Origin of the sequence: Peribacillus sp. FSL K6-1552 (assembly GCF_038005205.1) — a bacterium.
GTDB classification, from domain to species: Bacteria; Bacillota; Bacilli; order Bacillales; family DSM-1321; genus Peribacillus; species Peribacillus butanolivorans.
Window position 1 is genome coordinate 1,468,483 of the sequence record NZ_JBBOST010000001.1, and the last position, 26,532, is coordinate 1,495,014.

21 protein-coding genes and 1 riboswitch are annotated in these 26,532 nt (G+C 38.2%); of the genes, 19 read left to right on the top strand and 2 right to left on the bottom strand.

Going from position 1 to position 26,532, the window contains the following annotated elements; translation table 11 throughout:
* The first annotated feature begins 362 nt into the window (after positions 1 to 362).
* The 12 genes from NST21_RS07115 (at position 363) to NST21_RS07170 (ending at position 13,488) form a co-directional block, all read left to right on the top strand.
* Complete coding sequence (locus tag NST21_RS07115; protein ID WP_340888472.1) at positions 363 to 1,877, top strand: carboxylesterase/lipase family protein; 1,515 nt, start codon at positions 363 to 365, stop codon at positions 1,875 to 1,877.
* A 32-nt stretch (positions 1,878 to 1,909) separates the two neighbouring features.
* On the top strand, positions 1,910 to 3,196 hold the full coding sequence (kynU, locus tag NST21_RS07120) for a kynureninase (RefSeq protein ID WP_340888474.1): 1,287 nt from the start codon (positions 1,910 to 1,912) through the stop codon (positions 3,194 to 3,196).
* A gap of 14 nt (positions 3,197 to 3,210) precedes the next feature.
* The gene (locus NST21_RS07125) at positions 3,211 to 4,560 is read left to right on the top strand and encodes an amino acid permease (RefSeq protein ID WP_056530831.1); all 1,350 of its coding nucleotides are present in this window, start codon (positions 3,211 to 3,213) and stop codon (positions 4,558 to 4,560) included.
* Positions 4,561 to 4,573: 13 nt separating this feature from the next.
* Positions 4,574 to 5,419: a tryptophan 2,3-dioxygenase gene (kynA, locus tag NST21_RS07130; RefSeq protein WP_340888476.1), complete on the top strand. Its 846-nt coding sequence runs from the start codon at positions 4,574 to 4,576 to the stop codon at positions 5,417 to 5,419.
* 22 nt (positions 5,420 to 5,441) lie between these two features.
* Positions 5,442 to 6,068 carry an arylformamidase gene (kynB, locus tag NST21_RS07135; protein ID WP_340888478.1) on the top strand — a complete coding sequence of 209 codons (627 nt, stop codon included), beginning with the start codon at positions 5,442 to 5,444 and terminating at the stop codon, positions 6,066 to 6,068.
* 17 nt (positions 6,069 to 6,085) lie between these two features.
* Complete coding sequence (gene nadD, locus NST21_RS07140; protein WP_340888480.1) at positions 6,086 to 6,739, top strand: nicotinate (nicotinamide) nucleotide adenylyltransferase; 654 nt, start codon at positions 6,086 to 6,088, stop codon at positions 6,737 to 6,739.
* A 303-nt stretch (positions 6,740 to 7,042) separates the two neighbouring features.
* A complete protein-coding gene (locus tag NST21_RS07145; RefSeq protein WP_082527752.1) occupies positions 7,043 to 8,074 on the top strand; it encodes a sulfate ABC transporter substrate-binding protein in 1,032 nt (343 codons plus the stop codon).
* A gap of 71 nt (positions 8,075 to 8,145) precedes the next feature.
* Positions 8,146 to 8,982, top strand: a complete 837-nt coding sequence (gene cysT, locus NST21_RS07150; RefSeq protein ID WP_053345054.1) for a sulfate ABC transporter permease subunit CysT — start codon at positions 8,146 to 8,148, stop codon at positions 8,980 to 8,982.
* Positions 8,983 to 9,011: 29 nt separating this feature from the next.
* Positions 9,012 to 9,878: a sulfate ABC transporter permease subunit CysW gene (cysW, locus tag NST21_RS07155; protein ID WP_377372447.1), complete on the top strand. Its 867-nt coding sequence runs from the start codon at positions 9,012 to 9,014 to the stop codon at positions 9,876 to 9,878.
* 11 nt (positions 9,879 to 9,889) lie between these two features.
* Positions 9,890 to 10,954 (top strand): sulfate/molybdate ABC transporter ATP-binding protein, encoded by a 1,065-nt coding sequence (locus NST21_RS07160; RefSeq protein ID WP_340888482.1) that lies wholly within the window; start codon positions 9,890 to 9,892, stop codon positions 10,952 to 10,954.
* 71 nt (positions 10,955 to 11,025) lie between these two features.
* Positions 11,026 to 11,191, top strand: a riboswitch (M-box (ykoK) riboswitch).
* A gap of 285 nt (positions 11,192 to 11,476) precedes the next feature.
* Positions 11,477 to 12,835 (top strand): magnesium transporter, encoded by a 1,359-nt coding sequence (mgtE, locus tag NST21_RS07165; RefSeq protein ID WP_056530868.1) that lies wholly within the window; start codon positions 11,477 to 11,479, stop codon positions 12,833 to 12,835.
* 212 nt (positions 12,836 to 13,047) lie between these two features.
* On the top strand, positions 13,048 to 13,488 hold the full coding sequence (locus NST21_RS07170) for a hypothetical protein (RefSeq protein ID WP_340888484.1): 441 nt from the start codon (positions 13,048 to 13,050) through the stop codon (positions 13,486 to 13,488).
* Between the two features lie 637 nt (positions 13,489 to 14,125).
* Here NST21_RS07170 and NST21_RS07175 read toward each other — a convergent pair.
* Positions 14,126 to 15,190, bottom strand: a complete 1,065-nt coding sequence (locus NST21_RS07175) for a M14 family zinc carboxypeptidase (protein WP_340888487.1) — start codon at positions 15,188 to 15,190, stop codon at positions 14,126 to 14,128.
* Positions 15,191 to 15,868: 678 nt separating this feature from the next.
* On the opposite strand from NST21_RS07175, the gene NST21_RS07180 reads away from it, so the two are divergent.
* From NST21_RS07180 to NST21_RS07210, 7 genes are all read left to right on the top strand, one after another.
* A complete protein-coding gene (locus NST21_RS07180; protein WP_340888489.1) occupies positions 15,869 to 16,522 on the top strand; it encodes an HAD family hydrolase in 654 nt (217 codons plus the stop codon).
* A 488-nt stretch (positions 16,523 to 17,010) separates the two neighbouring features.
* Entirely contained in the window at positions 17,011 to 17,586 is a 576-nt protein-coding gene (locus tag NST21_RS07185; protein ID WP_057216637.1) for a TetR/AcrR family transcriptional regulator, read from the top strand.
* A gap of 78 nt (positions 17,587 to 17,664) precedes the next feature.
* Positions 17,665 to 20,832, top strand: coding sequence for a bifunctional cytochrome P450/NADPH--P450 reductase (locus tag NST21_RS07190; protein ID WP_340888492.1), 3,168 nt, complete (start codon positions 17,665 to 17,667; stop codon positions 20,830 to 20,832).
* Between the two features lie 580 nt (positions 20,833 to 21,412).
* Complete coding sequence (locus NST21_RS07195; RefSeq protein WP_340888494.1) at positions 21,413 to 22,765, top strand: C40 family peptidase; 1,353 nt, start codon at positions 21,413 to 21,415, stop codon at positions 22,763 to 22,765.
* Positions 22,766 to 22,981: 216 nt separating this feature from the next.
* Complete coding sequence (locus tag NST21_RS07200; protein ID WP_201183396.1) at positions 22,982 to 23,428, top strand: hypothetical protein; 447 nt, start codon at positions 22,982 to 22,984, stop codon at positions 23,426 to 23,428.
* Entirely contained in the window at positions 23,416 to 23,715 is a 300-nt protein-coding gene (locus NST21_RS07205) for a YxcD family protein (protein WP_340888496.1), read from the top strand. The genes NST21_RS07200 and NST21_RS07205 overlap by 13 nt, the downstream gene beginning before the upstream one ends.
* 162 nt (positions 23,716 to 23,877) lie before the next feature.
* Positions 23,878 to 24,849 (top strand): aldose 1-epimerase, encoded by a 972-nt coding sequence (locus NST21_RS07210; RefSeq protein WP_340888499.1) that lies wholly within the window; start codon positions 23,878 to 23,880, stop codon positions 24,847 to 24,849.
* Between the two features lie 41 nt (positions 24,850 to 24,890).
* On the opposite strand, the gene NST21_RS07215 is transcribed toward NST21_RS07210, so the two are convergent.
* Positions 24,891 to 26,279 (bottom strand): amino acid permease, encoded by a 1,389-nt coding sequence (locus NST21_RS07215; protein ID WP_340888501.1) that lies wholly within the window; start codon positions 26,277 to 26,279, stop codon positions 24,891 to 24,893.
* Between the last annotated feature and the right edge of the window lie 253 nt (positions 26,280 to 26,532).

Sequence of the window (26,532 nt, forward strand, 5' to 3'; positions counted from 1 at the left end):
ACCATTTTGAATAGATTTGTCCATTTTCATCTATCGTTATATAAGTGGATAACTGATTTAACTTGTTTATAATATTTGGTTAAAAGTCTTATCCATGAACAGTGGTTGTCCACTAATAATTTTGGCTGGAGTAATATTCGTGGTCGTATACCCACTAATGGGAATGTCCACACAATTGCGTTTCTAATCCTTAAGGATGATTGGAACACCGGAATATGAAGTTGACTATGAGTAGAACATTTATTTGAATTATTTTTGGTTGAAATAGCCTTATAAATCTTTTTTCGATAAAGATGAAGGATATAAGGGAATGGAAAAAGAAGAACTTAAGTAACTATAACTATAAGAAGAGGTGAGAGTGTATGATTGGATCAATCGTAACGACGGCAAAAGGACATCTTCAAGGTACTATGGAAAACGATGTATGCGTTTGGCGTGGAGTCAGGTATGCGAAAGCGCCAATTGATGCTTTGCGTTTCCGCTCGCCGGAGCCAGTTGAAAAATGGAGCGGTGTCTTGGATGCAGTGGATTTTGGTGCCGTTCCGCCACAGCCGATGGATCGGGCTGTAAGAACAGGAATGGCTGGCAATGAAAAAATGGATGAGGATTGCTTGTTTCTGAATATTTGGTCACCAAGAGCTGATGATAAGAAGCGCCCGGTCATGGTATGGATTCCTGGTGGGGCATATATAACGGGAGCTGGATCTATTGATATGTACAATGGACATTTGTTGGCTAAGAATGGAGACGTAGTCGTGGTAAGCATCAACTATAGGTTAGGTGCACTTGGATATTTGGATTTTACTGAGTTAACAGATGATGGAGAAACATTTGAAACCAACTTAGGCTTACGTGATCAAGTGGCATCTTTGAAATGGGTGAAAGAGAATATTGAAGCCTTTGGCGGCGACCCTGAGAATGTTACGATATTTGGCGAATCAGCTGGAGGAAATGCCGTAACGACCTTACTTACTGTACCTTCAGCGAGAGGTCTTTTTAAACAGGCTATTGCAGAAAGTTCTGCTCCAACATCTGTTTACGGAAAAGCATATGCACGACAATTCAGTGAAAAATTCCTGGATATCTTGGGAATTGGCAAGAATGAAATCCATCGATTAAAAACACTTCCAGTTCAAGAAATTGTCGCCGCCTCTTACCAACTCTTACAGGAAAACTCACAAGCTATGCCTGGTTCCCTATCTTTTGGACCTGTCGTTGATGGTGACTTCCTGCCTGATTATCCACTAGATTCGATTCGGTCCGGAAAAGCCAAGGGGATACCCTTGCTTATAGGAACAAATAGAGACGAAGCGACATTATTTGAACAAATGGATCCCCCTTTAATCCCAACTAATGAAGAGATGATTCATAAAATGTTCGAAAATACTGATCCAGAGGCGAAAGAGCGAATTACGAATGCTTATATGAACTTCCCTAAAAAGGAAGCGGCGCTTGGCATTGGCCGTGATGCGACTTTCCATATTCCTTCCGTTTGGTATGCGGAGGCGTACAGTCGTTTTGAAAAAACGTGGATGTATCGTTTTGATTATAAAACGCCGGCACTGCGTTTAAGCAAATTAGGGGCGACCCATGGAATGGAAATTCTATTTGCCTTCCAGACATTCGACTCGGCATTGGGCAAACGGATTACTTCTTATGGATCCAAGACAGCAGCGCTTAAGGTTTCCCAAAGGATTCAAGGTCATTGGGTTAACTTTGCGAAATATGGAAACCCAAATCCCGAAGAAGGGGAAATCTGGCCCAAATATGATGAAAACAACCACTACACTATGATTTTTGATAAAAAGGATTATATTGAAAAAGATCCTAACAGAATGATAAGGTTGGCCTGGGAGGGAGTAGGGATTTACAAGTGAAATATAGTGGATAGGAAGAAAGGGCGGACAAAATGGATATAAAAAATTTTATGTCTACGAAAGAGTATTCGAGAACTTTGGATCAGCAAGATGCCTTAGTTTCATACAGAGAGGAATTCTATTTGAATCCCGGAATGATTTATTTGGATGGGAACTCATTGGGACTTTTATCGAAGCGGGCGGAAAAAAGCTTAATGAGGTCATTGGAAGACTGGAAAAGGTTTGGGATAAATGGGTGGACGGAGGGCACTGAACCTTGGTTTTACTTTTCTGAGAGATTGGGAGAGTTGAGTGCCCAATTGGTAGGGGCTGCAGGGGATGAAGTGATAATGAGCGGGTCAACGACAGCTAATTTACATCAGCTTGCGGCAACTTTTTTTGAACCGAAAGCTGGTAGGAACAAAATCATGGCGGATGAGCTAACGTTTCCCAGTGATATTTATGCGCTTCAAAGCCAGCTCCTATTACATGGACTTGATCCTGCGGCACATTTAGTTCAGGTGAAAAGCCGTGATGGGAAATTCCTTAAGGAAGATGACATCATTGCAGCGATGAACGAGGAAATAGCCTTGATTGTACTGCCGACGGTCTTGTATCGGAGCGGTCAGATCCTTGATATTGAAAGGTTAACCAAGGAAGCCCATGCACGTGGGATCATGATTGGGTTCGATGGCTGTCATTCTATAGGTGCTGTTCCGCATTGGTTTGACAAATGGGAAGTGGATTTTGCATTTTGGTGTAATTATAAGCATTTGAATGGTGGGCCAGGTTGTGTAGCTGGGTTGTATGTGAACCGTAAGCATTTTGACAGGAAGCCGGGATTGGCAGGTTGGTTTGGATCGAGGAAGGATAAGCAGTTCGATATGGAACATTCCTTTACTCAGGCAAATTCTGCCGGTGCTTTTCAGATTGGAACTCCCCATATATTAAGCATGGCCCCTCTTTTAGGCTCACTTGAAATGTTTGCAGAAGTGGGAATAGAGCAGGTTCGGTCAAAATCTTTGAGGCTGACGAAATATCTAATGGATTTAATCGACTCGGAACTTACTGATTACGGATTTAAAATTGGTAGTCCAAGGGATGAATCAAAAAGGGGCGGTCATATCATCCTTGAACATAAGGAAGCGGCAAGAATATGTAAAGCATTGAAAAAAGAGGCTATCATACCCGATTATCGTGAACCTAATATGATCCGACTAGCACCTGTTGCTCTTTATACCTCTTTTCAGGAAGTCTTTGAAACGGTACAGGTCCTTAAAAAAATCATGGACGGAAGGTTATATGAAAACTATGAAAATAAACGGGGAATCATTGCCTAGGATGGGAGAACCGTATGGAGAAAAATAAGTTGCATCGTAAGTTATCGTCAAATCAAATCACAATGATTGCCATGGGTTGTGCAATTGGTACCGGTTTATTTTTGGGCAGCGGCCTTGCGATTTCGACCGCAGGCCCAAGTGTATTAATCAGCTATGCAGCAGGTGCATTCATTGTCCTCCTGTTGATGGGCTGTTTGGCAGAAATGACTGTAGCCTATCCAACATCAGGATCATTTGGAACGATTGCTGAAAAATATATCAGTCCATTTGCAGGCTTTGTTGTGCGATATTCATATTGGATAGCGAATGTCCTTGCTATTGGAGTCGAAGTGAGTGCAATCGCCGTGTACATGAAATATTGGTTCCCTGATGTAGCTGGAAGTGTGTGGATTTTTCTTTTTGCTGCACTGCTTATCTATGTAAATGCAACGAGTGTCAATACATTCGGAAATTTTGAATATGTATTTTCAATGATTAAAATTAGCGCTATTGTTATTTTTATTTTACTTGGAGCATACGTGGTGATTGGCGCCGAACCCTCAAGTGGTATTGGGGTAGAGAATTATGTCAATGACGGAGGGTTTATGCCATTCGGGTTTTGGGGGCTTTGGGTTGCAATATTTATTTCTCTCTTCAGCTTTTTAGGGACGGAATTAATTGCAGTGACAGCGGGAGAAGCAAAAGACCCCGATATTGCCGTGCCCAAAGCTTTAAAGGCAACTGTTTTCAGACTTGCTACTTTTTATGTACTGACAATCGGTCTTATGTTGATGATTGTACCATGGCAATCTGCTGGAATCGATAAAAGCCCATTTGTAAAGGTAATGGAAATTTTGAATATTCCAGGAGCATCAGGAATAATGAATTTTATTGTGCTAACAGCAGCTCTATCTGCGATGAATAGCCAGTTATATGCTTCCACAAGAATGATATTTTCATTATCCGAGCAAAAGCAGGCTCCTGCATTATTTCAAAAGGTGAGCCGAAAAGGTGTTCCATTACGTGCCCTACTCATCTCTACACTGGGCATTTTTCTGGCTGCTGGTGTAAAAGTTCTGCTTCCGGATACTTCATATGCGTTCATGATGGGGATTTCGATGTTCGGAGCTATTTTCACCTGGTTTATGGTGTTTATCTCACATTTGTATTTCAGAAGAAATTGGGAAAAATCTGGAGGGCGGAAGTTGCCGGTGAAAATGTATGGCTTTCCATATTTAACGATACTAGGTGCATTTCTGCTGTTTGCTTTGACGGTATCGACTTGGTTCACTGGTCCATTTAAAATCGTTCTCCAGTTCGGTGTTCCTTGGCTGATCTTTCTTTGCATCGCTTATTTGTTAATGATGAAAATAAAAAGAACGTAAAGGGAGAGAGAGTATGGATAAGGGACCGACTGATAAGAATCGTTTAGAAGAAGGAATGGTTACTGATTTTGAAAAGGATATGTCCTATGGGGACTATCTACATTTAAATCAAATTCTATCGAGTCAGCACCTGCTTTCCGGTCATCATGATGAGATGTTGTTTATTATCATTCATCAAACAAGTGAATTATGGATGAAACTGATTCTTCATGAATTAACAGCAGCAACAGACAATATCAAGGCAGGACGTTTGGAGCCTTCCTTTAAGATGCTATCTAGAGTTTCAAGGATACAACAACAACTTATTCAATCGTGGAATGTTCTCTCGACCTTGACGCCATCGGATTATATGGAATTCCGTGAGAAACTCGGAAACTCTTCTGGCTTTCAATCATTTCAAAACCGGTTGATTGAATTTGCAATGGGCCAAAAGAATACGCAAATATTGACCGTTTTTCGACATCAGCCTGAACTTTATGAAACGATGATGGTTAATTTAAATAAACCTAGTATTTATGATGCTGCGATTGGGGCCTTGGCTGCAAGAGGTCTTCCGGTTGATGAATCCGTTTTGAAAAGGGATTGGTCTGAAACATATCGAATAAATGCCAGTGTGGAGAGTGCCTGGCTGACGGTCTACCGCGATGTTCATAAATATTGGGACTTATATGAGCTGGCCGAAAAGCTTCTTGATATTGGTAGTCAGCAACAATTTTGGAGATTCCATCATATGAGTACGGTAGAAAGAATCATCGGCCAAAGAATGGGCACAGGTGGTTCGTCGGGAGTGAGCTACCTAAAGAAAGTGGTCGACCAGCCATTTTTCCCTGAACTCTGGACACTGCGAACTAAGCTGTAAGCAAGACTGGAGGGGAAAATAGATGAATCTATGGAGAGATATTTCTCAGCGACTGAACGAAAATACGCCATATTGGCCAGGAGATACACCGTATTCATATCGTCTGAATTCTTCAATAGCAAAGGGATCATCAGTCAATGTTGGGGAAATTCGGATGAGTACACATTTAGGAACACATATTGATGCTCCTTTCCATTTTGATGAAAACGGAAAAAAAATCATTGAGCTCGATTTGGATTTATATATTGGCCCAGCACTTTTAGTAAAGATAGATGCTGCTAAAAGTATTGGAGTTGAGGCTTTTACAGGTATCGACTTTACAGGCATCGAACGGTTATTACTGGCAACAGGACAGTGGAAGGACCTCAGCCGTTTCCCTGAATGGATTCCTACAATTGATCCTGAATTAGCACCTTATCTTGCTGATAAAGGAGTGAAGTTGCTTGGACTTGATTTGCCTTCCGTTGACTATCTCGATAGCAAAGAATTGCCTGCCCACCATGCTCTGTCAGGTTGTGGTATTCATATCTTGGAAGGTCTAGTCCTAGAAAGCGTGGAGCCGGGAATGTATGATTTGGCAGCACTGCCGCTTGCGTTAGAAGATGGAGACGGCAGTCCGGTCAGGGCTGTGCTGAAAAGGAAGGGTTAAACGAGGGGGAATAAGAGATGGGCAAAATTGGAGTTTACGGATCTTCCTTCGATCCAGTTACGAATGTCCATTTATGGACAGCATCTACCATTGCACATCGTGCTAAGTTGGACAAAGTTATTTTTTTACCTTGCGCCGATAATCGGATTGATAAACAGATGAAAACGAGTAATGAACATCGCTGGGATATGCTTGGGCTAGCTATCGAGGACAACCCGGTGTTCGAAGTTAGTGATTATGAAATTAATGAACGGGCTGGGACGAGTAAACAGTATACTTGGTATACGATGGAATACTTTAAACAACAGTACCCGAAGGATGATGTTTATTTCATTATGGGTGCCGATCTTCTTGAAGATATTGACAATCAGGAATTACCGGTACACTTACGCTGGAAATTCAGGGAAAAGTTGATTGCCAATCATAAATTTATCGTCATGGCCCGGGATGGAATAGATATGCTAAAAATCATTTCCAAAAGTCCGTTGCTGAGAAATTATGATGATGGCAATAAATTTCACCTTATCGATAAAGGTCTCTCCATGGAAATCAGTTCGACATATATAAGAGATGAGTTCGCGATGGGTGGAGAACCGAGATATTTACTACCTGGTCAATGTTATCAGTATATTGTGGACAATAAGTTGTATCAGAAAGAATCAAAATCTTGAGTTTTTAGTATAAGCGAGAACAAAGAATGCAAAAGAGCTCAATCTCATGAGATTGAGTCCTTTTGCATTGGTTATATAATTCCATTAATACAGACTATATTATTTTAATCTCAATAATCGTCGCGGAAAAGATAAAAAGAAAAAACATAGTTGACAACTTGGTATACTTTGTTTTATGGTAGTGATACATAAAAACAGAATATTTGCTGATCAGAAAACTGAAGGCATACTATCTCCTTATATATTAATTGAAGGAAATAGTATGTCTTTTTTGTTGGAAAAAGTGAAAAACGGGGGAAGTTTATGAAAAAGTTGATGGTATTTTCAAGTTTGATTTTAGCCTTTGGAGTACTAGCAGGATGTAATTCAGAAAAAACAGAAGGAGAAGGGAACTCTAAGTCTGTGGAGCTTTTGAATGTGTCATATGATCCGACGCGTGAACTGTATCAAGAATTTAATGATGCGTTTGTGAAACATTGGAAAGAAGAGTCAGGTCAGGATGTAACGATTCAGCAATCTCATGGCGGTTCTGGTAAACAAGGTAGAGCGGTTATTGATGGGTTGGAAGCGGATGTCGTGACACTTGCATTGGCTTATGATATTGATGCCATTTATGAAGCTAGTAACTTATTAGCAGAAGATTGGCAAAAACGTTTACCTGAAAACTCGACACCGTACACATCAACTATCGTGTTTTTAGTAAAAAAAGATAATCCGAAAGGTATAAAAGATTGGAATGATTTAATCAAAAAGGATGTTTCCGTAATTACGCCAAATCCAAAGACAAGTGGTGGAGCAAGGTGGAATTACCTGGCTGCATGGGCTTATGCAGAAAAGAGTTTTAATAATGATGAAACCAAAGTGAAGGATTTTATGAAAAAGCTTTATCAAAATGTTGAAGTTTTGGATTCAGGAGCACGAGGTGCAACGACCACGTTTGTGGAAAGGGAAATTGGTGACGTACTAATTGCTTGGGAGAATGAAGCTTATTTAACACTAGAAGAATTCGGTGATGATAAATATGAAATCGTGAATCCGTCGATTAGTATTTTAGCTGAACCTCCAGTAGCTATTGTTGATAAAGTGGTTGAGAAAAAAGGAACGAAGGAAGTCGCTGAGGCCTATCTGGAATACCTTTATACAGATGCCGGTCAAGAAATTGCAGCAAAGAACTTCTATCGTCCGAGGGATGAGAAGGTTCTTGCTAAATACAAGGACCAGTTTGCAAATATTGATATGGTGACTGTTGATGAAAAGTTCGGCGGGTGGAAAAAAGCCCAGGAAACACATTTCAATGATGGTGGTACATTTGACGAAATTTATCAACCACAATAAGCGTTGGAGGAGAAGATGTAAATTCACATTTTCTCCTTCACTAATCAATCAGAAAGAGCTGGGGCGAATCGATGAATATAGCGGAAGTTAAACAAAAGAAAAAAAGAACCATACCTGGTTTTGGACTAACGATGGGGTTTACATTGCTGTATCTATCCATCATCGTTTTGATTCCATTATCCATGGTTTTTTTAAACACATTTACAATGGGGTTTCAGGATTTTTGGGCGACTATTACCGAACCGAGGGTCGTTGCTTCCTATAAACTAAGCTTTCTGACAGCTTTAACTGCGGCCTTTGTGAACGCAGTTTTTGGCGTTTTAATTGCCTGGGTGCTGACTCGTTATGAATTTCCTGGCAAACGAATCATCGATGGTCTAGTTGATTTGCCATTTGCCCTGCCGACTGCTGTGGCGGGGATTACATTGACCACTTTGTACTCACCGAATGGATGGATTGGCCAATTTTTCAGCTTTAAAATTGCCTTCACTCCCATCGGGATTATCATTGCCCTGATATTTATCGGTCTGCCATTCGTTGTCCGCATGGTCCAACCGGTGCTTGAAAATATAGAAAAAGGAATGGAAGAAGCATCTGCTTCGCTAGGGGCGAATCGAATGCAGACGTTTATTAAAATTATCTTTCCTGAATTGATACCAGCGATTTTGACGGGTTTTGCACTTTCTTTTGCGAGGGCGCTTGGAGAGTATGGATCCGTTGTGTTCATTGCAGGAAATATGCCTTTTAAAACAGAGATTTCACCGCTTATCATCATGACAAAACTCGAACAGTATGATTATCAGGGTGCAACCGCTGTGGCCACCGTCATGCTTATTATTACATTTCTAATTTTGTTCACCATCAATATCTTACAATGGTGGACTAGCAAAAGATATACCGGGAAATAGGAGGGGACATGTTGGCAAATCACAATTCAGTGGCTGCAGAGACGAACAAACCAGTCATTTTAACGAGAAACGCAACGAAAGAGCCTAAATCTATACAGTGGATTCTTATTTCCATTGTGTTACTATTTCTTACTTTATTTTTAGTTGTTCCATTAATCGCAATCTTTGTAAAAGCCTTTGAAAAGGGGGCTGATGCTTATTTTGCGGCCATAGCCCATCCAGATTCTATGTCTGCCATTAAATTAACATTAATCGTTGTCCTAATCACGTTACCCCTTAATGCTATATTTGGGGTAGTGGCGGCATGGACGATTACAAAATATGAATTTAAAGGAAAAAACTTTTTAATAACTTTGATTGATCTACCCTTTTCGGTTTCACCAGTCATTGCTGGATTGATTTTTGTACTTTTATTTGGCTTACATGGGGCCCTTGGTCCATTGTTGCAAAACTATGATATTAAAGTGATCTTTTCGATACCAGGGATTGTCATCGCCTCTATTTTCATTACCTTCCCATTCATTGCACGTGAATTAATTCCGCTAATGCAAAGCCAGGGAACGTCTGAAGAAGAGGCATCGCTCACACTAGGAGCAGGAGGATTCAAGACGTTTTGGTATGTAACGCTTCCTAATATTAAATGGGGCCTTTTATATGGAGTCATTTTATGTAATGCGAGGACAATTGGAGAATTTGGGGCAGTATCGGTCGTATCAGGCCATATACGCGGGATGACGAACACGATGCCACTTCATATTGAAATCTTATACAATGAATATCAATTTTCAGCGGCCTTTGCCGTGGCATCACTGATGTCCATTTTTGCAATCATAACGTTGGTTATTAAAAGTTTCATAGAATGGAAAACAGACTTTAAATCATCAAAAGTAAGTTAGGAGGGAAAGTAATGAGTATCGTCATCGAAAATGTTACAAAATATTATGGGTCTTATCAAGCCCTCCAAAATATCAATCTGGAAATAAAAAGCGGGGAGCTTGTTGCGCTACTTGGCCCCTCTGGTTCGGGAAAAACATCGTTGCTACGTATCATTGCTGGACTTGAACAGGCAGAGAACGGAAATATCTTATTTAATGAAGAGAATTACACCAATAAGCATGTGAAAGATCGGAATGTGGGTTTTGTCTTTCAGCATTATGCTCTTTTTCGCAACATGACCATTTTTGATAATGTTGCCTACGGTTTAAAGGTTCGTCCAAGAAAAATAAGACCTAGTAAAACAGCGATTGAACAAAAAGTTACAGAATTGCTTCAGCTAGTTAAGTTGGAAGGATATAAGGACCGTTATCCTTCTCAATTATCAGGCGGCCAGCGTCAGCGTGTGGCATTGGCAAGGGCTCTTGCTGTAGAGCCGAATATTCTTTTGCTTGATGAACCATTCGGGGCACTGGATGCTAAAGTGCGTAAGGAACTTAGGCGTTGGCTAAGAAGACTTCATGATGAATTCAATGTTACGAGTGTCTTTGTGACACATGATCAGGAAGAAGCGATGGATGTTGCTGATCGAGTTGTAATCATGAATGAAGGGAAAATTGAACAGATTGGAACTCCGGAAGAAGTATATGATCAACCCAAAAATCCATTTGTTTACGATTTTCTCGGCAGTGTCAATCTTTTCAAGGGCAAGGTTCATCAAGGGAAATTGGCAACAGGAAATGTGGAAATACATGTTCCAGACAGTGAGGATGGAGAGAGTACTGGTTATGTAAGAGCTCATAACTTTATCATAGAAAGAGAATCATTAGAAACGGATTCGATTTCATCTGTTATTGACCATATTCATACAATTGGACCTATTGTCCGTATTGAAGTGATTCGTCAGGATATAAATGAACCGCTTGAAATCGAACTTACTAAAGAACAATATAATAATCTTGAATTAAAAAAAGGAGAAATAGTGTTTGTCCGTCCCAAAGAATTGAAGGTCTTTGTTGACTATATGGCTGGAATCTAACAGGAAGTCGATAAGTTAACCAAAAAACATTGACTTCTAAAAGAAACTCTTTTAGAGTGGATTGGTAAACTAAATATCCTCGTTAGGTGAGGCTCCTGTGTAGGAGATATGCTACTGCCCAAAAATGTCGAAAGACGCCAATGGGTCAACAGAAACCATCGACATAAGGTGGTTTTTAATGTAGCTGGCGTTGTCCTATGCCACACAGTGCTAAAGCTCTACGAATGGAGGAACAGGATTTCTGCTATGTATTTGTCATTCAGACAATGTACGTATGTGTATTTGTCATTCAGAAATGTACGTAAATGTACCGTGTGAACACCTCCATTTGTAATGGAGGTGTTTTTATTTTTTTCTGGGAGGTGAGGATAGTGGATAACTATTCACGACCTTATACTCGAAGCATAATAAATATCAAATAAATACAAAGATTAAGGAAGGGGAATTATAAAATATTTTTCTTACTTTTAATATATCGTTAAGGGGAAATATTTTTTGCTCCTCAAAAAAGGAGTGGCGAAGATGATAAAAGACATGACTGAAGACCAAATAACTCTTCAAATCATAAAAGCATTAAAAGAAGGAAAAAAGAAAGAATTTCAAGCAATATTAGAAGAACTCCAACCTTATGATATTGCTCGGATTTTTGAGGGGCTTCCAGAAAAACATCATACACGTTTCTTATTGTTTCTTACTCCAGAACAAATCGCGGAACTAATACAGGAACTTGAAAAAGTACATCAATTAAAAATTCTTACTAAATTAGGAATTGAAAAATCAGGTCAAGTAATGGATCTAATGGATAATGATGATTTAGCTTCATTGTTAGAGAACCTCTCTCCGGATAAAATTGAAGAACTTCTTTCAGGTATGAAACAAGAAGAATCTAAAATCGTTCAAAATATCATGAATTATCCCCCTGAAACGGCAGGACGAATAATGACAAACCGTTTTGTGTGGATCCCTCAACACTATACGGTTCGTGAATCAGTTGAAAAGCTTAAAATATTTGCGGAGTTCTCGGGAACAATTAACTATCTGTATGTAATTGATAACGATAAAAAATTAGTAGGTGTAGTCTCATATCGAGATTTAATAATAAATGATGAGAATGAAAAAATTCAAGATATTATGTACAGCAGAGTTATCTCCGTATTCGCTTATGAAGACCAAGAAGAGGTAGCACATGTTATTGAGCGTTATGATTTTTTATCAATTCCTGTTGTAGATAATAATAATGAGTTATTAGGAATTGTAACCGTTGATGATATTATTGACGTTGTCATTAAGGAAGCAAACGAAGATATTGAAAAACTTTCGGCATCTGGTAAAGCTATTGATTTTGACACGAAGGCACACGTGGCTGCGTATCGCCGACTTCCCTGGCTTATTTTACTTTTATTTATCGGATTAGTGTCAGGAACTATTATTAGTGGTTTTGAAGAAACATTGTCTAAAGTTGTTGCACTTGCCTTCTTTATGCCGATGATAGCAGGGATGACTGGAAATACAGGTACTCAATCATTAGCGGTTGTTGTAAGAGGTCTAATTACTACTGATACGGATAAAGGAGTTGTTTTTAGACTTATTATCCGAGAACTTAAAGTTGGATTGATAATAGGCATTACCTGTGGAATATTAATTTCCATTATAGCTTTTGTTTGGCAAGGAAATCCTGTTCTAGGGTTAGTGGTTGGAAGTTCATTAGTTATGACCCTAATTATTGGTACTTTAGCTGGGACCATTATTCCTCTAATATTATATAAATTCAACATCGATCCAGCAGTGGCCTCTGGTCCATTAATTACAACACTAAATGATATACTATCGTTACTTATCTACTTTGGCATTGCAACAATGTTTATTTCAAAATTGATGTAGTAAAACCACGATTAAATTCTGTTCTTCGTGGTATTCTTTAAAAATAAATCTTAACTAAACTCATTTATCAAGGCTTGTTAAGTTAACGGTTGTTTTACTTCAATTAGAGAGGTTGCTGAGGCAATCTTTTTTTATGCAACAATTGGGGTAGAAAACTTTAAGAAGAAATTGGATTATTGCGGTAAAATAAAAATGGAAGAAGGGAATTTAGAATGACCTATATTGCAAGAACTCAAAGAGTGCATTTGGGATTGTTACTGGCAACAATAGTTCTGCCGCCAATTATTACGTATAATTTCTCTATAGGATTAATATTTTACTTTCAATTTCTATTATTTATTTTTATTCTTGTAGCAATCTTTATTCAATTTAAATTTAGAATAGACAAGAATCGTTTATCGTATCAAATATTATTTTTGACAATGCCTATTTATAAAAAAGTAGTTTATCCTAAACAAATTGTCCAGATGAAATTTAAACGTGTCGGTTGGGCAACCAAAGGTGTTATTATACAAGTGAACAAGGGGCTAAACATTCGAATTTTTGGTTTTGCCCCAGATAAAGTCTTAATAGATTTAATTAAGTTCGCTAATGAAAACGATATATCAACATGTAAAACTAAAGAATATCTGGTTTTGGAAAAAACAGAATGATGAACTATATAATTTCTTGTTAGAGTAACGTGAGTTTTAGCGGAAGATTCGGAGCTGTCTTTAAGGCAGCTTTTTCTAACTATCGGGGCAATATAGAAAAATAATAAAGGTGAATATACAACTTTATTAGTGCAGGGTGTTTGATGAGAACGGGGTATCTTCCGAGTCAACTTCAAAGGTCATTACAGATATTAATGAACTATAAGCTTTTATAGAAAAAGTGAACAAAATAGTAGAACTCGTCAAAAAATGAGCATTTGATCAAGGAAGCAAAGGCTATTCAATGGGGAGAAGTTATAAAACGAGTTTAATGAAAGTTATAGTGGATTGAGTATATTTTCGACCTTATTTGACGAGTATAAGGTACGGGAAGGGGGTATATGTCTGGTTAAAAAGACTTAATAGGATCGTTATTAAGAATACTAATTTTTATAGATAAAATTAAATTTACTGCAAAAAGTGAGAAGAAAAGGTGGACATGTTTAAAAAATGAGAACTTCACCATTATTAGAAAAACTCTTTGTTCAAACGTTGGCAATGTCCATGCTCTGAGTCATACGATTCTTTGGAGACAGACAAAAGGCCGATAAAACCAAAAAACACATCCCATTAGAAAAAATAGGATGTGTCGATAATTTTATTCGTCTGCTTCTTCCCCAGAACGATTTGTTTGTGTTGGAAGAGTGTCCCAAAAGCTTTCATCAACAGTTTCAATTGAATTATCGGCAAGAGCTCTAACAGCAGCATCCAAAGTGGTAACTGTTTGCTTTATTAGATACCCGTTGCTTTTTTGTCCAAGTGCAACTGACTCGATATTGTGGTCAGACATACCTCGCATTTCAAAGAGAAGCGTTGCAATATCATAACGAACAGCTGCACCGTTTCGACCTATATTTTCTCCTGATCCTCCATTATATTTACCAATATGCCCCCAACCAGTAGGTTCAATTGCGTTATATACAACAGCACCTAGTTTTTTAGAAGCTTCTAACACTTCAGGTTTTACGTTAGCATTTGTTGGATATAGCATCGAACCTGAAACAAGTTCACCTTCTGTTTCGCTTAGCGTCCCTTGATGATGTAAATCAATCATGTAATCAATATCGTATTTTGCAAAAACATTTTCATGTAATGCCTTTACTTCCACTTGCATTTCACTAGTTTTTTTATCATGCTCACGGTTTAAGTCGACACCGTTTGCGTTTGCACGAGTTAGATGTCGATCACCCTTTGCTAAATAGTCATCAAGGGAGAAATTAACATCACCCATAGCCCCATCTGCATTTAACATAGGAATGATTAGAATATTTACATTTTCTAGCAAACCTTTAGTCTTATTCGTGCCTAGATGTTTAATAAATTCGAGTGTACCTTCAGTTGTTAGCTGTTCGTTTCCATGCTGTTGGGTTAAAAATAGGATAGTAGGGTTTTTAGGATTAGATATGTACTTTGCTAGGTAAATATCTCGTCCTTTTACCGTTTCCCCGATTACTTCAAGTTTCAATGCTTCTTGTTTAGCATCCTGGGTTTTAAGGTAACTTACCAAGCTGTCATAAGTATGTAGAATTGAAGTTGTTACTTGACCATTTCCAGCACTGGGACCATTTCCAACCGCACCGACTGGTAGCGCAACAGCTGTTACTGCGCTTAAAGTTAATAAACTAGATAATGAAACTGATAGAACTTTCTTCTTTAAATTCATCAAAATACCTCCCATTAATGTTTGGTAATTACCAAAAATACTATATATTAACATTCTAGTATTTATAACGCTTGGTGTTAATGGTGAAAAATAACTATGTTTACGGGAATTTTTCATTAGTCGGATCATTACTCTAGTGGGCAACTTTTGATACTGGTCTATGTAAACTTCAGAGTTTCATAGGTTTGCCCCGTTTTAATGTATATCATTTCCATATGTTGTAGCTTATGCATTTTGAACGAATACCTGATTTTTATACCCATTCTTGGCCACTTAGGCGATGTAATTCTCGTATCAATAGAAGTATTGATTTTGGGCTTAATAATAATTGGGATATTAATAATATGTATAGCTTACTCAACTAACGAGCGCGTTAGTTGAGATCCAAGGCTGCCTGCCATATGATGACCTAATGAACTAACAGAGCAAGATTTGTTGGAGATTGCTGTTTGATCTTTATTCAACAAATGGGCCATATTTTTGAATAAGAGAAGAAATTATTAGACGGTGAATCGAAGTTCTAAGTTATTCAAAAATGGAACAATTTAGTTGAACAAGGGCATTCATTAATGTACGTTTATTTAAGGATAGTAATCACTATGAAACTTGTGCTATTCAATCAATGTGTATTTCAGGAAAAAGTGTTACCTTCTAATAAGTAAAAAGGAGAAAATTATTATGATTAAAGCTGTTATTTTCGACTTTGATGGTTTAATTTTAGACACGGAGACGGCTTGGTATGAGGCTTATAAAGAAACTATGGTTTTTTATAAATCTGATTTGCCTCTCGAACATTTTGTTAAATGTATCGGAACAGATAATACTGAACTTTATAAGTTCTTCCAAGAAAAACTGGGGGAAAGTTGTAATATTGAAGAAATTGAAGCCAGAGCAAAAAGCTTACATAAAGTAAAGATGAAAACATCCCAGGCACGTGAAGGTGTAAAGGATTATTTAGAAGAAGCAGAAAATTTCGGATATAAAATTGCACTTGCTTCAAGTTCCACAAAAGAGTGGGTCACTCATTATTTGGGTGAACTCGGACTGTTAAACTATTTTGAAGTTATTATCACAGGGGATGATGTTGATAAAGTAAAACCAGCGCCTGATTTGTATTTAAAGGCAATCGAAGTTTTAAACATTCATTCCACAGAAGCCGTAGCATTTGAAGATTCGTTAAATGGACTTCAATCGGCTCTAAATGCTGGATTAAAGTGTGTAATCGTACCAAATCCCGTTACAGAAGCTTTAGCTTTTGAAAATCATTCTTTACGTCTTCAATCTATGGTAGAAAAGAGCTTGACAGATGTTATAAAACTTATTGAGCAATAAGGTGTTCGGAAAATTACTTCGCCCTATTGTTAATATGATTATGGTGAGGTTTTCATAATAAATCAGTACAATTAGAATGGAACACTATTAAACGAGTGGCTTTAGTAAAATAACTGAGAAGCCATTTTTACAGATCTTTCGCATTTTTCAATATTCCTCAATCGGGCGTTATTACTGAAAAAGGATAGCGCTCTTTTCCAGGTCTCCTAACGATACTTAAAAAACTTATTTACACTATCTTAAACCTCAAAATTATTAAAATACCCACTCTAACCCCTTGCAGACAAAGAAAAATGCCATCTTTAACGATATTATCTATTTAACTCCTTCTCTCAAATGACGACTACTCAGCCTTTTGTCCCCCATCGGTTAACAAAACCTTCACAAATTATAGGTCCAATGAGTGGTTGAGATGGAATTTTATGGGGTATATAATTAACAGGAATGAACATTCATTCCGCATTTAATTAATGAAAGGCTGAATTATTATGCAAACTGCAGTAAATAAACGAGACAGCATAGTATCCAGCGCTTTGGTACTATTTGCTGAGCGGGGATATGATGCGACGACGATTCCAATGATTGCTACATCGGCAGGAGTTGGAGCTGGTACCATCTATCGTTACTTTGAGAATAAGGAAGTGCTCGGAAACAAGATTTTTCAAGAGTACTTGAATATTTTTACTGAAACACTTGAGAATGGATTTCCTTATGATGAATCGATTCGAAATCAGTTCCACCATATTTTTATATCAATGATTCACTTTACAACCGAGCACAGTCAAGCGCTTTATTTTATTAAAACACATAGTAGTGCCCATTTTTTAAATGAAGAAAGTCATTCTAGCTTTCAAGGGCTACTGAATATATTAAAAAGTTTCTTTGATTCAGGAAAAGCAAAAAAAGAAATTAAGGAGCTTCCTTCTGCAGCTTTGATTGCCATTATTTACGGAGCATTTCTTGAGCTTCAACGACTTGTCCGTATTGGGGAGTTAGAACCTGAAGCAAAACTTTTAGCAGATGTAGAAGAAAGCATTTGGGATGCTGTACGATTACACGTTTGAGAAAAATTTGATTTTTCATCCACTTAGCGGAATGAACGTTCATTCCGTTAGCTAATTTATTTAAAGAGGTGCTAAAAAATGACAAATACAACTCAATTTCCACAGCCAAAAACTTATGGACCCCTCGGAAGCCTGCCTGTTATTGATAAGGATAAGCCACTTCAGTCATACATGAAGCTGGCAAGGGAACTTGGACCGGTTTTTCAGTTTCAATTTCCGGGTCGCATTAGTACCTTTGTATCCAGTGCTGCCCTTGCTAAAGAAATTTGTGATGAAACAAGATTTGATAAAAAAGTTGGTCCTGCCCTGCAAAAAGTGAGAGCATTTGGTGGTGATGGCCTTTTCACAAGTGAAACATCGGAGACAAATTGGAAAAAGGCTCATAACATTCTGCTGCCTAGCTTTAGCCAGCAGGCAATGAAGGGCTATCATGCAAAAATGGTGGATCTTGCTACCCAACTCATCCAAAAATGGGCTCGCTTAAATCCCGCTGATGAGATTGATGTTCCTGAAGATATGACACGCTTGACCTTAGATACAATTGGACTCTGCGGATTTAATTACCGCTTTAACAGTTTTTATCGAGAGACCTCCCATCCCTTTGTCGACAGTATGGTGCGTGCATTAGATGAAGCGATGAGTCAAACGCAGCGACTCGGTGTTCAAGATAAACTGATGATTAAGTCTAAAAAACAATTCAGAGAAGACATTCAATACATGTTCACTCTTGTAGATGAATTGATTGCAGTACGAAAACTAAATGGTGATCAGGGAGAAGATGACCTTCTTTCCCATATGTTAAAAGGGGTTGATCCTGAAACTGGTGCAGCACTGGATGATGAAAATATTCGTTATCAAATCATTACCTTTTTAATCGCTGGACATGAAACGACGAGCGGTCTCCTTTCTTTCGCCATCTATTTTCTTATGAATAACCCGGAAAAGTTAAAAAAAGCACAGCAGGAAGTCGATGAAGTACTGGGTGACGAGGTTCCTGATTATAAACAAGTGAAGAAATTGAAATATGTTCGTATGGTGTTAAATGAAGCGCTTCGTCTGTGGCCAACTGCTCCGGCGTTTTCTGTTTATGCGAAAGAAGACACCACATTAATCGGAAAATACAATGTGAAGAAAGATGAGGTGTTCACTCTTCTTATTCCAGAGCTTCACCGTGATCCATCCGTTTGGGGAGATGACGTAGAATCCTTTATTCCAGAACGTTTTGAGGATCCGGTCTCAATTCCATACCATGCTTATAAACCGTTTGGAAACGGACAGCGTGCCTGTATCGGACAGCAGTTTGCTCTTCATGAAGCAACTCTGGTTCTTGGAATGGTTTTACAACACTTTGACCTGATAGATCATAAAGATTATCAATTGGATGTTAAAGAAACTTTGACTCTTAAACCAGATGGATTAACCATGCGCGTTTCACCTAGGAAGCCGGCGATGTCATTTATCGTTGCTTCTCCAGAACCAGTGTTTGCGGATTTAGAAGCAACGGAAGCTTCTATTGAATCTGCACATGGCACGCCATTACTCGTTCTGTTTGGATCAAACATGGGAACCGCAGAAGGAATTGCTCGTGATCTCGCTGAAATAGGGAGTCAACAAGGTTTCTATACCGAGGTTGCTCCTTTAAATGATTACACCAATCATCTCCCTCAAGAAGGAGCTGTTCTCATTGTCTCAGCATCTTATAATGGAAATCCACCAGACAATGCAAATGACTTTGTTTCATGGCTGAAGGAAAGTCAGGATGGAACATTGGACGGTGTTCACTATGCTATCTTTGGATGCGGAGACCGCAATTGGGCCAATACGTACCAACGTATTCCAACCTTCATTGATGAACAACTGGAACAAAAAGGAGCTAATCGTCTGTCAGAAACAGGTTATGGAGATGCAAGCGATGATTTTGAAGGGGATTACGAGAAATGGACAGAAGCCCTTTGGCCGAAGCTTGCCCAAACCTTGAACATTGAACTAAATATAAATGATAGAAAAAACAGCTCGATTATGATGAATTTTGTAAGTGATGTGAGCGACACACCGCTCGCCCGCACTCATCATGCTTTTACAGCTGTTGTGAACAGGAGTGTCGAATTACAACATGAGGATAGCGGAAGAAGTACACGGCATATAGAGTTAACTCTTCCAGAGGGTATTCATTATCAAGAAGGCGACCATGTCGGGGTTCTTCCTCAAAATCCATCGGAACTCGTTGAGCGAGTGCTCAGTCGATTCAATTTTAACGGCCAAGACTATGTCAAACTGACTGGAGATTCGGGAAAAGCTGCCCATCTTCCTACAGAGAAACCTGTAAAATTACAGGAGTTACTATCTAACTATGTGGAGTTACAAGAACCTGCTACCCGTTCTCAAATTAGGACGCTTGCTACTCACACGGTATGTCCTCCCCATGTAAAAGAGCTTGAAAAGCTTCTAGAGGACAGTACCTATAAACAAGAAATTCTGAACAAACGCATTACTATGCTTGACCTGACAGAAAAGTACCTTGCATGTGAAATACCATTTGAAGGATTTCTAGCTTTACTGCCTCCTTTAAAGGCAAGATACTACTCTATTTCAAGTTCTCCACTTCACAAGGAAGGAAAAGCAAGCATCACTGTCAGTGTCGTCCGTGGAGATGCCTGGAGTGGCAACGGAGAATTCAAAGGAATTGCATCAAATTATTTAGCAGAACGTTCGGAAGGAGACAAGGTAGCCTGCTTTATCAATACACCGCAATCCAACTTCCAGCTTCCGGAGCAAACAGGGAAACCTATCATTATGATTGGCCCTGGAACAGGAATTGCACCGTTCAGAGGATTTATTCAGGCTCGCCGCGCCCTAACAGAAAAAGGTGAAAAACTAGGGGCTGCCCATCTTTACTTTGGATGCCGCAATCCCGAACACGATTTCCTATATCAAGAAGAACTCGTGCAAGCTGAACAAGATTGTCTTATAACACTGCACACCGCTTTCTCAAGATGTCCTGGTCAAGAAAAAATGTATGTCCAGCATCGGTTAGCAGAAAACGCTCAAGACATTCTTTCTTTATTAAAAGAAGGCGGACACTTATACATCTGCGGAGACGGAAGCAAAATGGCACCGGATGTTGAACAAACGTTAATCGAAAGCTATATGCATTTGTATCAATCATCTAAAGAAGAAGCCACAGAATGGCTGCAATCATTAGAGGCGAATGGTCGATATGCAAAGGATGTTTGGGCAGGAGCATAAATGGAGGAGAGCAGCGATCCCGGGGGGATTCGCTGCCTTTTTTAATATTCGCTCTGCTGCAGGCTTTCTAATAAATTGTGAAAATCAATAGCTTGATATAACAAAGCTATAAATTAATATAAGTCAAATGTTGAAGGTTCCTTGCTTTATTGCTTTCTATTAAAGTTAAGCGGATATTTTCCATAACAAGACTGAACTTATTTTGGAAATAGCAGCTTTTTATCTTACTATCAGAATATAGTTCTTTGGTGCTAAACGCTAGATAGAAAGTGATAGGAAGGAACTTGTAAATATATGGTCGGTTTATATCGTGAAAAAGTCGAAATTTTACGTTTGATGTTAAAAATGAAATGTAATTGTAATATTATTATTACTTATTTGACAAAATCTGATGTTATACTACGAATTAGGTGAAATACTTAGTAGAGTTTCAGAATTTATTATTATATTGTTACAACCTTAGAAGATTACATAATGAGTAAAAAAATAGAGAAGAGTTCCTAGTAATTTATTTTGGCTACTATTTTCATAGAGGAAAGAAGTAGGTCAATTGAAATGCACAGGGAGGAAAGCAGGGGAAATGAGTTTGAAGAAAAAACTAATTATATTAAACACGACTATTATGCTCGGATTAGGAAGCGCTTTTGCCATACCGTCAGTAAAAGCTGAATCTATATCGGATATTCAATCAGAACGCACAGGAATACAATCTGATATTTCAGAGGCAGAACAAGTTATTCAGGAATTGAAAAAAGAACAATCGAAAATGAATTCCCAAATTGCTCAGATTGAAACAGCAATGAAAGAAAATGACAAAAAAATTAAAGATACTAAACAAGAAATTACAGACACGGAAAAAGATATAGCTTCATTAAAGAAAGAAATTAAAGCTTTGGAAGAAAGAATCGCAAAACGCGAGGAAGTCTTGAAAGAGCGCGCCCTTTCATTCCAAGAGAGCGGTGGAGACGTTGATTACCTAGAAGTTGTTTTAGGTTCTAAAAACTTTGGTGAATTTGTTAATCGTGTTGGAGCGGTTGCGACTATTGTGGAAGCTGACCGAGAGATTCTTAGTCAGCAGGAAGCGGATAAAGCTGACTTAGAAAAAAAACAAGCGACTGTAGAGAAAAAATTGCAAAGCCTAAAGGATATGGAAGTAGAACTTAAAGGCATGCAATCTCAAATTGAAGATCAAAAAGCAGAGACTGTTAATATGAAGGCAAAGATTGAAAAGAAAGAATCAGAAACAGAAGCCCTTAAACAGTCTTTAGAGAATAAAGATGCAGGTTTAGAAGCACAAATAGCATCAATTCGTGAAAATATCAAAAAAGAAGAAGAACGTAAATCATCTGAAAAAGCTGATCTTAACCGTGCTGCGGAAGAAGTGAATTCTTCAAATTCTTCTAGTAAAGAATCATCAAGTTCGTCAAAAGGCGAAGCGTCGGCATCAAGTTCGTCTAAAGGTGAATCATCTTCAAATTCATCTAAAAACAGTTCTACTGAAAAACCTACAGCTAGTAAACCTGAAACATCAAGCAAGCCAAGCAGTGCAAATACAGGTTCTGCAATTACAGCAGGCTATAAATATATCGGTAACTCAACGTATGTATTTGGTGGCGGAAGAACAGCATCCGACATTGCTAACGGGCGATTCGATTGTTCAGCATTTGTTGCATGGGCATATAAACAAGCTGGTGTGAATCTTCCAGCCAGTACGGGAGCATTGACAAGTGCAGGACGTCAAGTATCTAAAAGCCAAATGCAACCCGGAGATTTAGTATTTTTCAATACCTATAAAACGGATGGACATGTTGGTATTTATGTTGGTGGCAACAAGTTTATCGGTTCTCAAAGTTCAACAGGTGTTGCTATAGCTAATATGGGAAGCGGATATTGGGCAGAAAAATTCAATGGCCGTGTAGTTCGTGTAAATTAATAGTTCATCAATAAGCAGGGGAGAGCACACCCTGCTTATTTTTTTTGGGAATTTTTTTTTTTGAAGAAATATAGAAAAAAGTGAAACTTATTTTGATTATCAACGTAAATACTATAAGATAAAATAAAGATAGGTGATGTGGACTTTCAGTAAATCTGAGAAGATATTTAATGAAACAACATTCCATACTATTAAAAACGGAGGAAAAAAATCATGATGAAAAAATTTATGGCAGCTCTACTCACGATTACATTAGCATTCTCGCCAGTTGGCACCTACGTATTCAAAGATCACTCGGAATCAGTAGATGCAAGGGGCTATAAGTCTGGAAAAAGAAGTTTTAACAGCAACACTAATAGTAATAAATCGAACTTCCAAAATAAAGAAACGAAAAAATCTGATGCGACAACGAACAAAGCAAAAACAGATACAAAAAGCGGAAGCTCGTTTTCTAAAGGCGGCTTAATGAAAGGGATAATGCTAGGAGGACTAGCAGGTCTTCTATTTGGTAGTCTATTCGCCAATATGGGAGCGCTAGGTTCTATACTTGGGCTGTTAATTAACGTGTTAGCGGTTGTTGCATTAGTGGTTGTAATCCGTAAAATTTTCACATATTTCAAAGATAAGAAGAAAAAAGAGGATCCAAACCCATGGAGAGGCTAAGAATTTCTGAACAAGATGTCATTAATGCAGTTTGTGTTTACATTGCTCGTAAAAAGCAGGTACAACCTAATGAGGTAGAAGTAGAGTTGATGTTTGATGATGATTACGGTTTTTCCGCTGAAACGTATGTTGACGGCCGGAAACAAGTGTTAATTACCATCAATTTGATTGAGGCTCTTCGCCTATGGTTGGATGAATATTTGAACATAGATCCATATTCAGGTATTGAACTTGTTTTGGATGATGAAGAGGGTATAGTTGCCTTAGTAAGTGAAAGTAATAGATAAACAAAAAGGATGTTCCTAAAGGGAGCATCCTTTTTGTTGTTTAAATACTATATTGATAGTTTTTTTGTTATGTTATTTTCACTGTGTTTAATTTCCATTTGTTGCAAAAAGTGGTTGAGGCAAGTAGGATGAATATATACTCATGGTAAAGGAGGAGAGTAAGTGACAGGTTATATAGAAGATATCATTTTTTTAAATGAAAAGGCAATAAAGTTTGGCAATGAAACATTAGAAGCAATACTTGTACCAGTCTTAGGAAGTAATCTTCTCTCGTTTAAGTTCAAACAGAATGATATTGAGTTGCTGCGAACACCGAAAACGTTAGAAGACTATAGAGAAGTTCCAATATTATATGGCATGCCAATCTTGTTTCCTCCTAATCGGATTGAGGGTGGCCAATTTACATATAAGCAGATCACGTATAAATTTCCGATTAATGAAATAGAAAAATCAAATCATATTCATGGTTTATTGTATGATAAGCCATGGCAAGTTATTAAAAGAGAAGTAAACGGAGAAAAAATCGTAATAACAACCGAGTTTTTAAGTAGTGATTTTCCTTTTCTAAAAAGATATTTTCCACATGATTTTACAATAAATATGACTTTTTCTTTAAACGATAATGCATTGGATGTACAACTAGAAATCATCAACAATGGCCAGGAGCCCTTTCCGTGGGGAGTGGGTTATCATACGATATTCAATTTTCCATTTGTACCAAGCAGTAAGTTGATGGATTGCAGGATTTCACTGCCTGTAAATAAACAATGGGAGTTGAATGACAGGTCATTACCAACTGGAAAAATTCAAGCAACGCCAAATACGATGGAAATTCAAAATGGGTTCAGCATTGAGGGGCGACAGTTTGATGATATATTTGGCTATGATGAGGATCTGGAAAACGAGTGCGTACTCACCGATCAAGAAGCAGGTCTACAAGTCTGCTATCATGGTGATGACCATTTTAAGTTTTGGGTATTATTCAATCAGAAGGGGTTCGTATGTCCTGAACCATATACATGGGTAACGAATGCTCCTAATCTAGATTTGTCAGCAGAATTAACAGGATTGAGGGAATTAGGACCAGGAGAAAGGGTTCGGCTGAGGACGAAACTAAGTTTGAAGCAGATATAAAGAAACGCCTTGGCATATTTGAATGCCAAGGCGTTTTAGGTTTATGCTTTCTTTCTCATCCAGAGTGGGTATAGCACGATTCCAAGTACATATAAGGCAATGCCTAGTTTGAACGTATCCATGTCAGCAGTACCTGTTTTAATGACCCAGACGGAGTAAACTAATGCCAGGATAGTGATAATACCATCGCGACTTCTTGAACCTTTCATGAAATCGTATGTTTCCCCAGTTACGACTAATTTCAATTGATATAAGGTTGATACGAGATAAGGAATCAGGTATGCAAGTGTAGCGACAATCATAGAGAATTTATAAGCTTCTAAAATCGTTCCAGAGATAGTGGAGAATAAGAATATTTGTGTCATGATATTTGTAATTGTCATGGAACGAACCGGTGTTCCGTTTTTATTCGCTTTCGCAAAATAAGTCGGGAATAAATCTAATTTCGCTGCCTGGTAAGGAACTTCAGATGCAACGACAATCCAGCCGATTGTTGAGCCTAACAAGGAAATGACAGCAAGAGCGGCCATAAGATACGTACCGTTTGAACCAACCACAGCTTGTAAAGCATCAACAAGTGGCTTTTGTGAAACTTTTAAATCGTCTTGTGAAATAGCGCCCATTGTCAATAAGGTAATACCAATATAAATGACAACAGCGATAAGCAAACCAAGAATCGTTGCTTTTTTTACATCATTTTGTGACTTAGCGCGATTTGAGAGCATCACAGCTGCTTCAATACCGATGAAGGCCCATAATGTTGATATCGCTGCAGCATTAACTTGAGCACCTAAGGAGATGGATGTCCCAGCTGTATCGTAAAATTCTGCACCGTTTCCAAGATTAGAAGAATCAAAGATGAAAATCGTAACAATAATGAAAAACAAGAATCCAAGCACTTTTGTAACTGTTGCAAAAAGGTTTAGTTTTCCTGCACTGTTAAAACTTCTTACTAAAATTGCCTGAATCCCCCAAAGAGCAATGGTACATACTGCAAATGTTAGTGCTTTACCGAGTTCGAGATTGAAAGAACCTGTTGTATAAATCACTTTCGTACTATGCATGACAGGGAAAAACGTCGATAAGTAACCAGCAAATGAAATGATGACAGAGGCTGTTGCAGCCCAGTTTGCAGCCCAATAACCCCAGGCCATACTGTATCCTGATAGCCTTCCTTTTGTAGGAGACCTAAATAATGACTGAGCATAACTTTGGGGACCGGCTTTCAGCTCCGGTTTCCGTACAGCTAAGTTACCAAATACGAGTGCTATTAAAAATACTCCTAGTCCAGTAACCATCCATGCCAAAGTAGCACCTAATGGACTTGAAACCTGTGCCAATTGAGCAGGGAGCATGAAGATTCCACCGCCGACCATATTTCCAATTACGAATGTGGTCAAAATCAATAAACCCCATTTTTTATTTTCCATTTATAATCGAACCTTTCTTAAATACAGTTTGAATTTATATACCGACAACTTATACTAAAATAGTATATCTCGAATCGTTTAGTTTGGTAAAGTGCTAATTAGGTAAAATGTAATACGCAGATTAATCAGAAAATTTAAATGGTAATTGACAAAGAGTGGTTATTGGATTATAGTGGTAATACCAAGTTAGTTGGTAAGAATAATGTAATTTAACGGTACAAATGGGAATTGTTAAGTTTTGTATGATTGATTT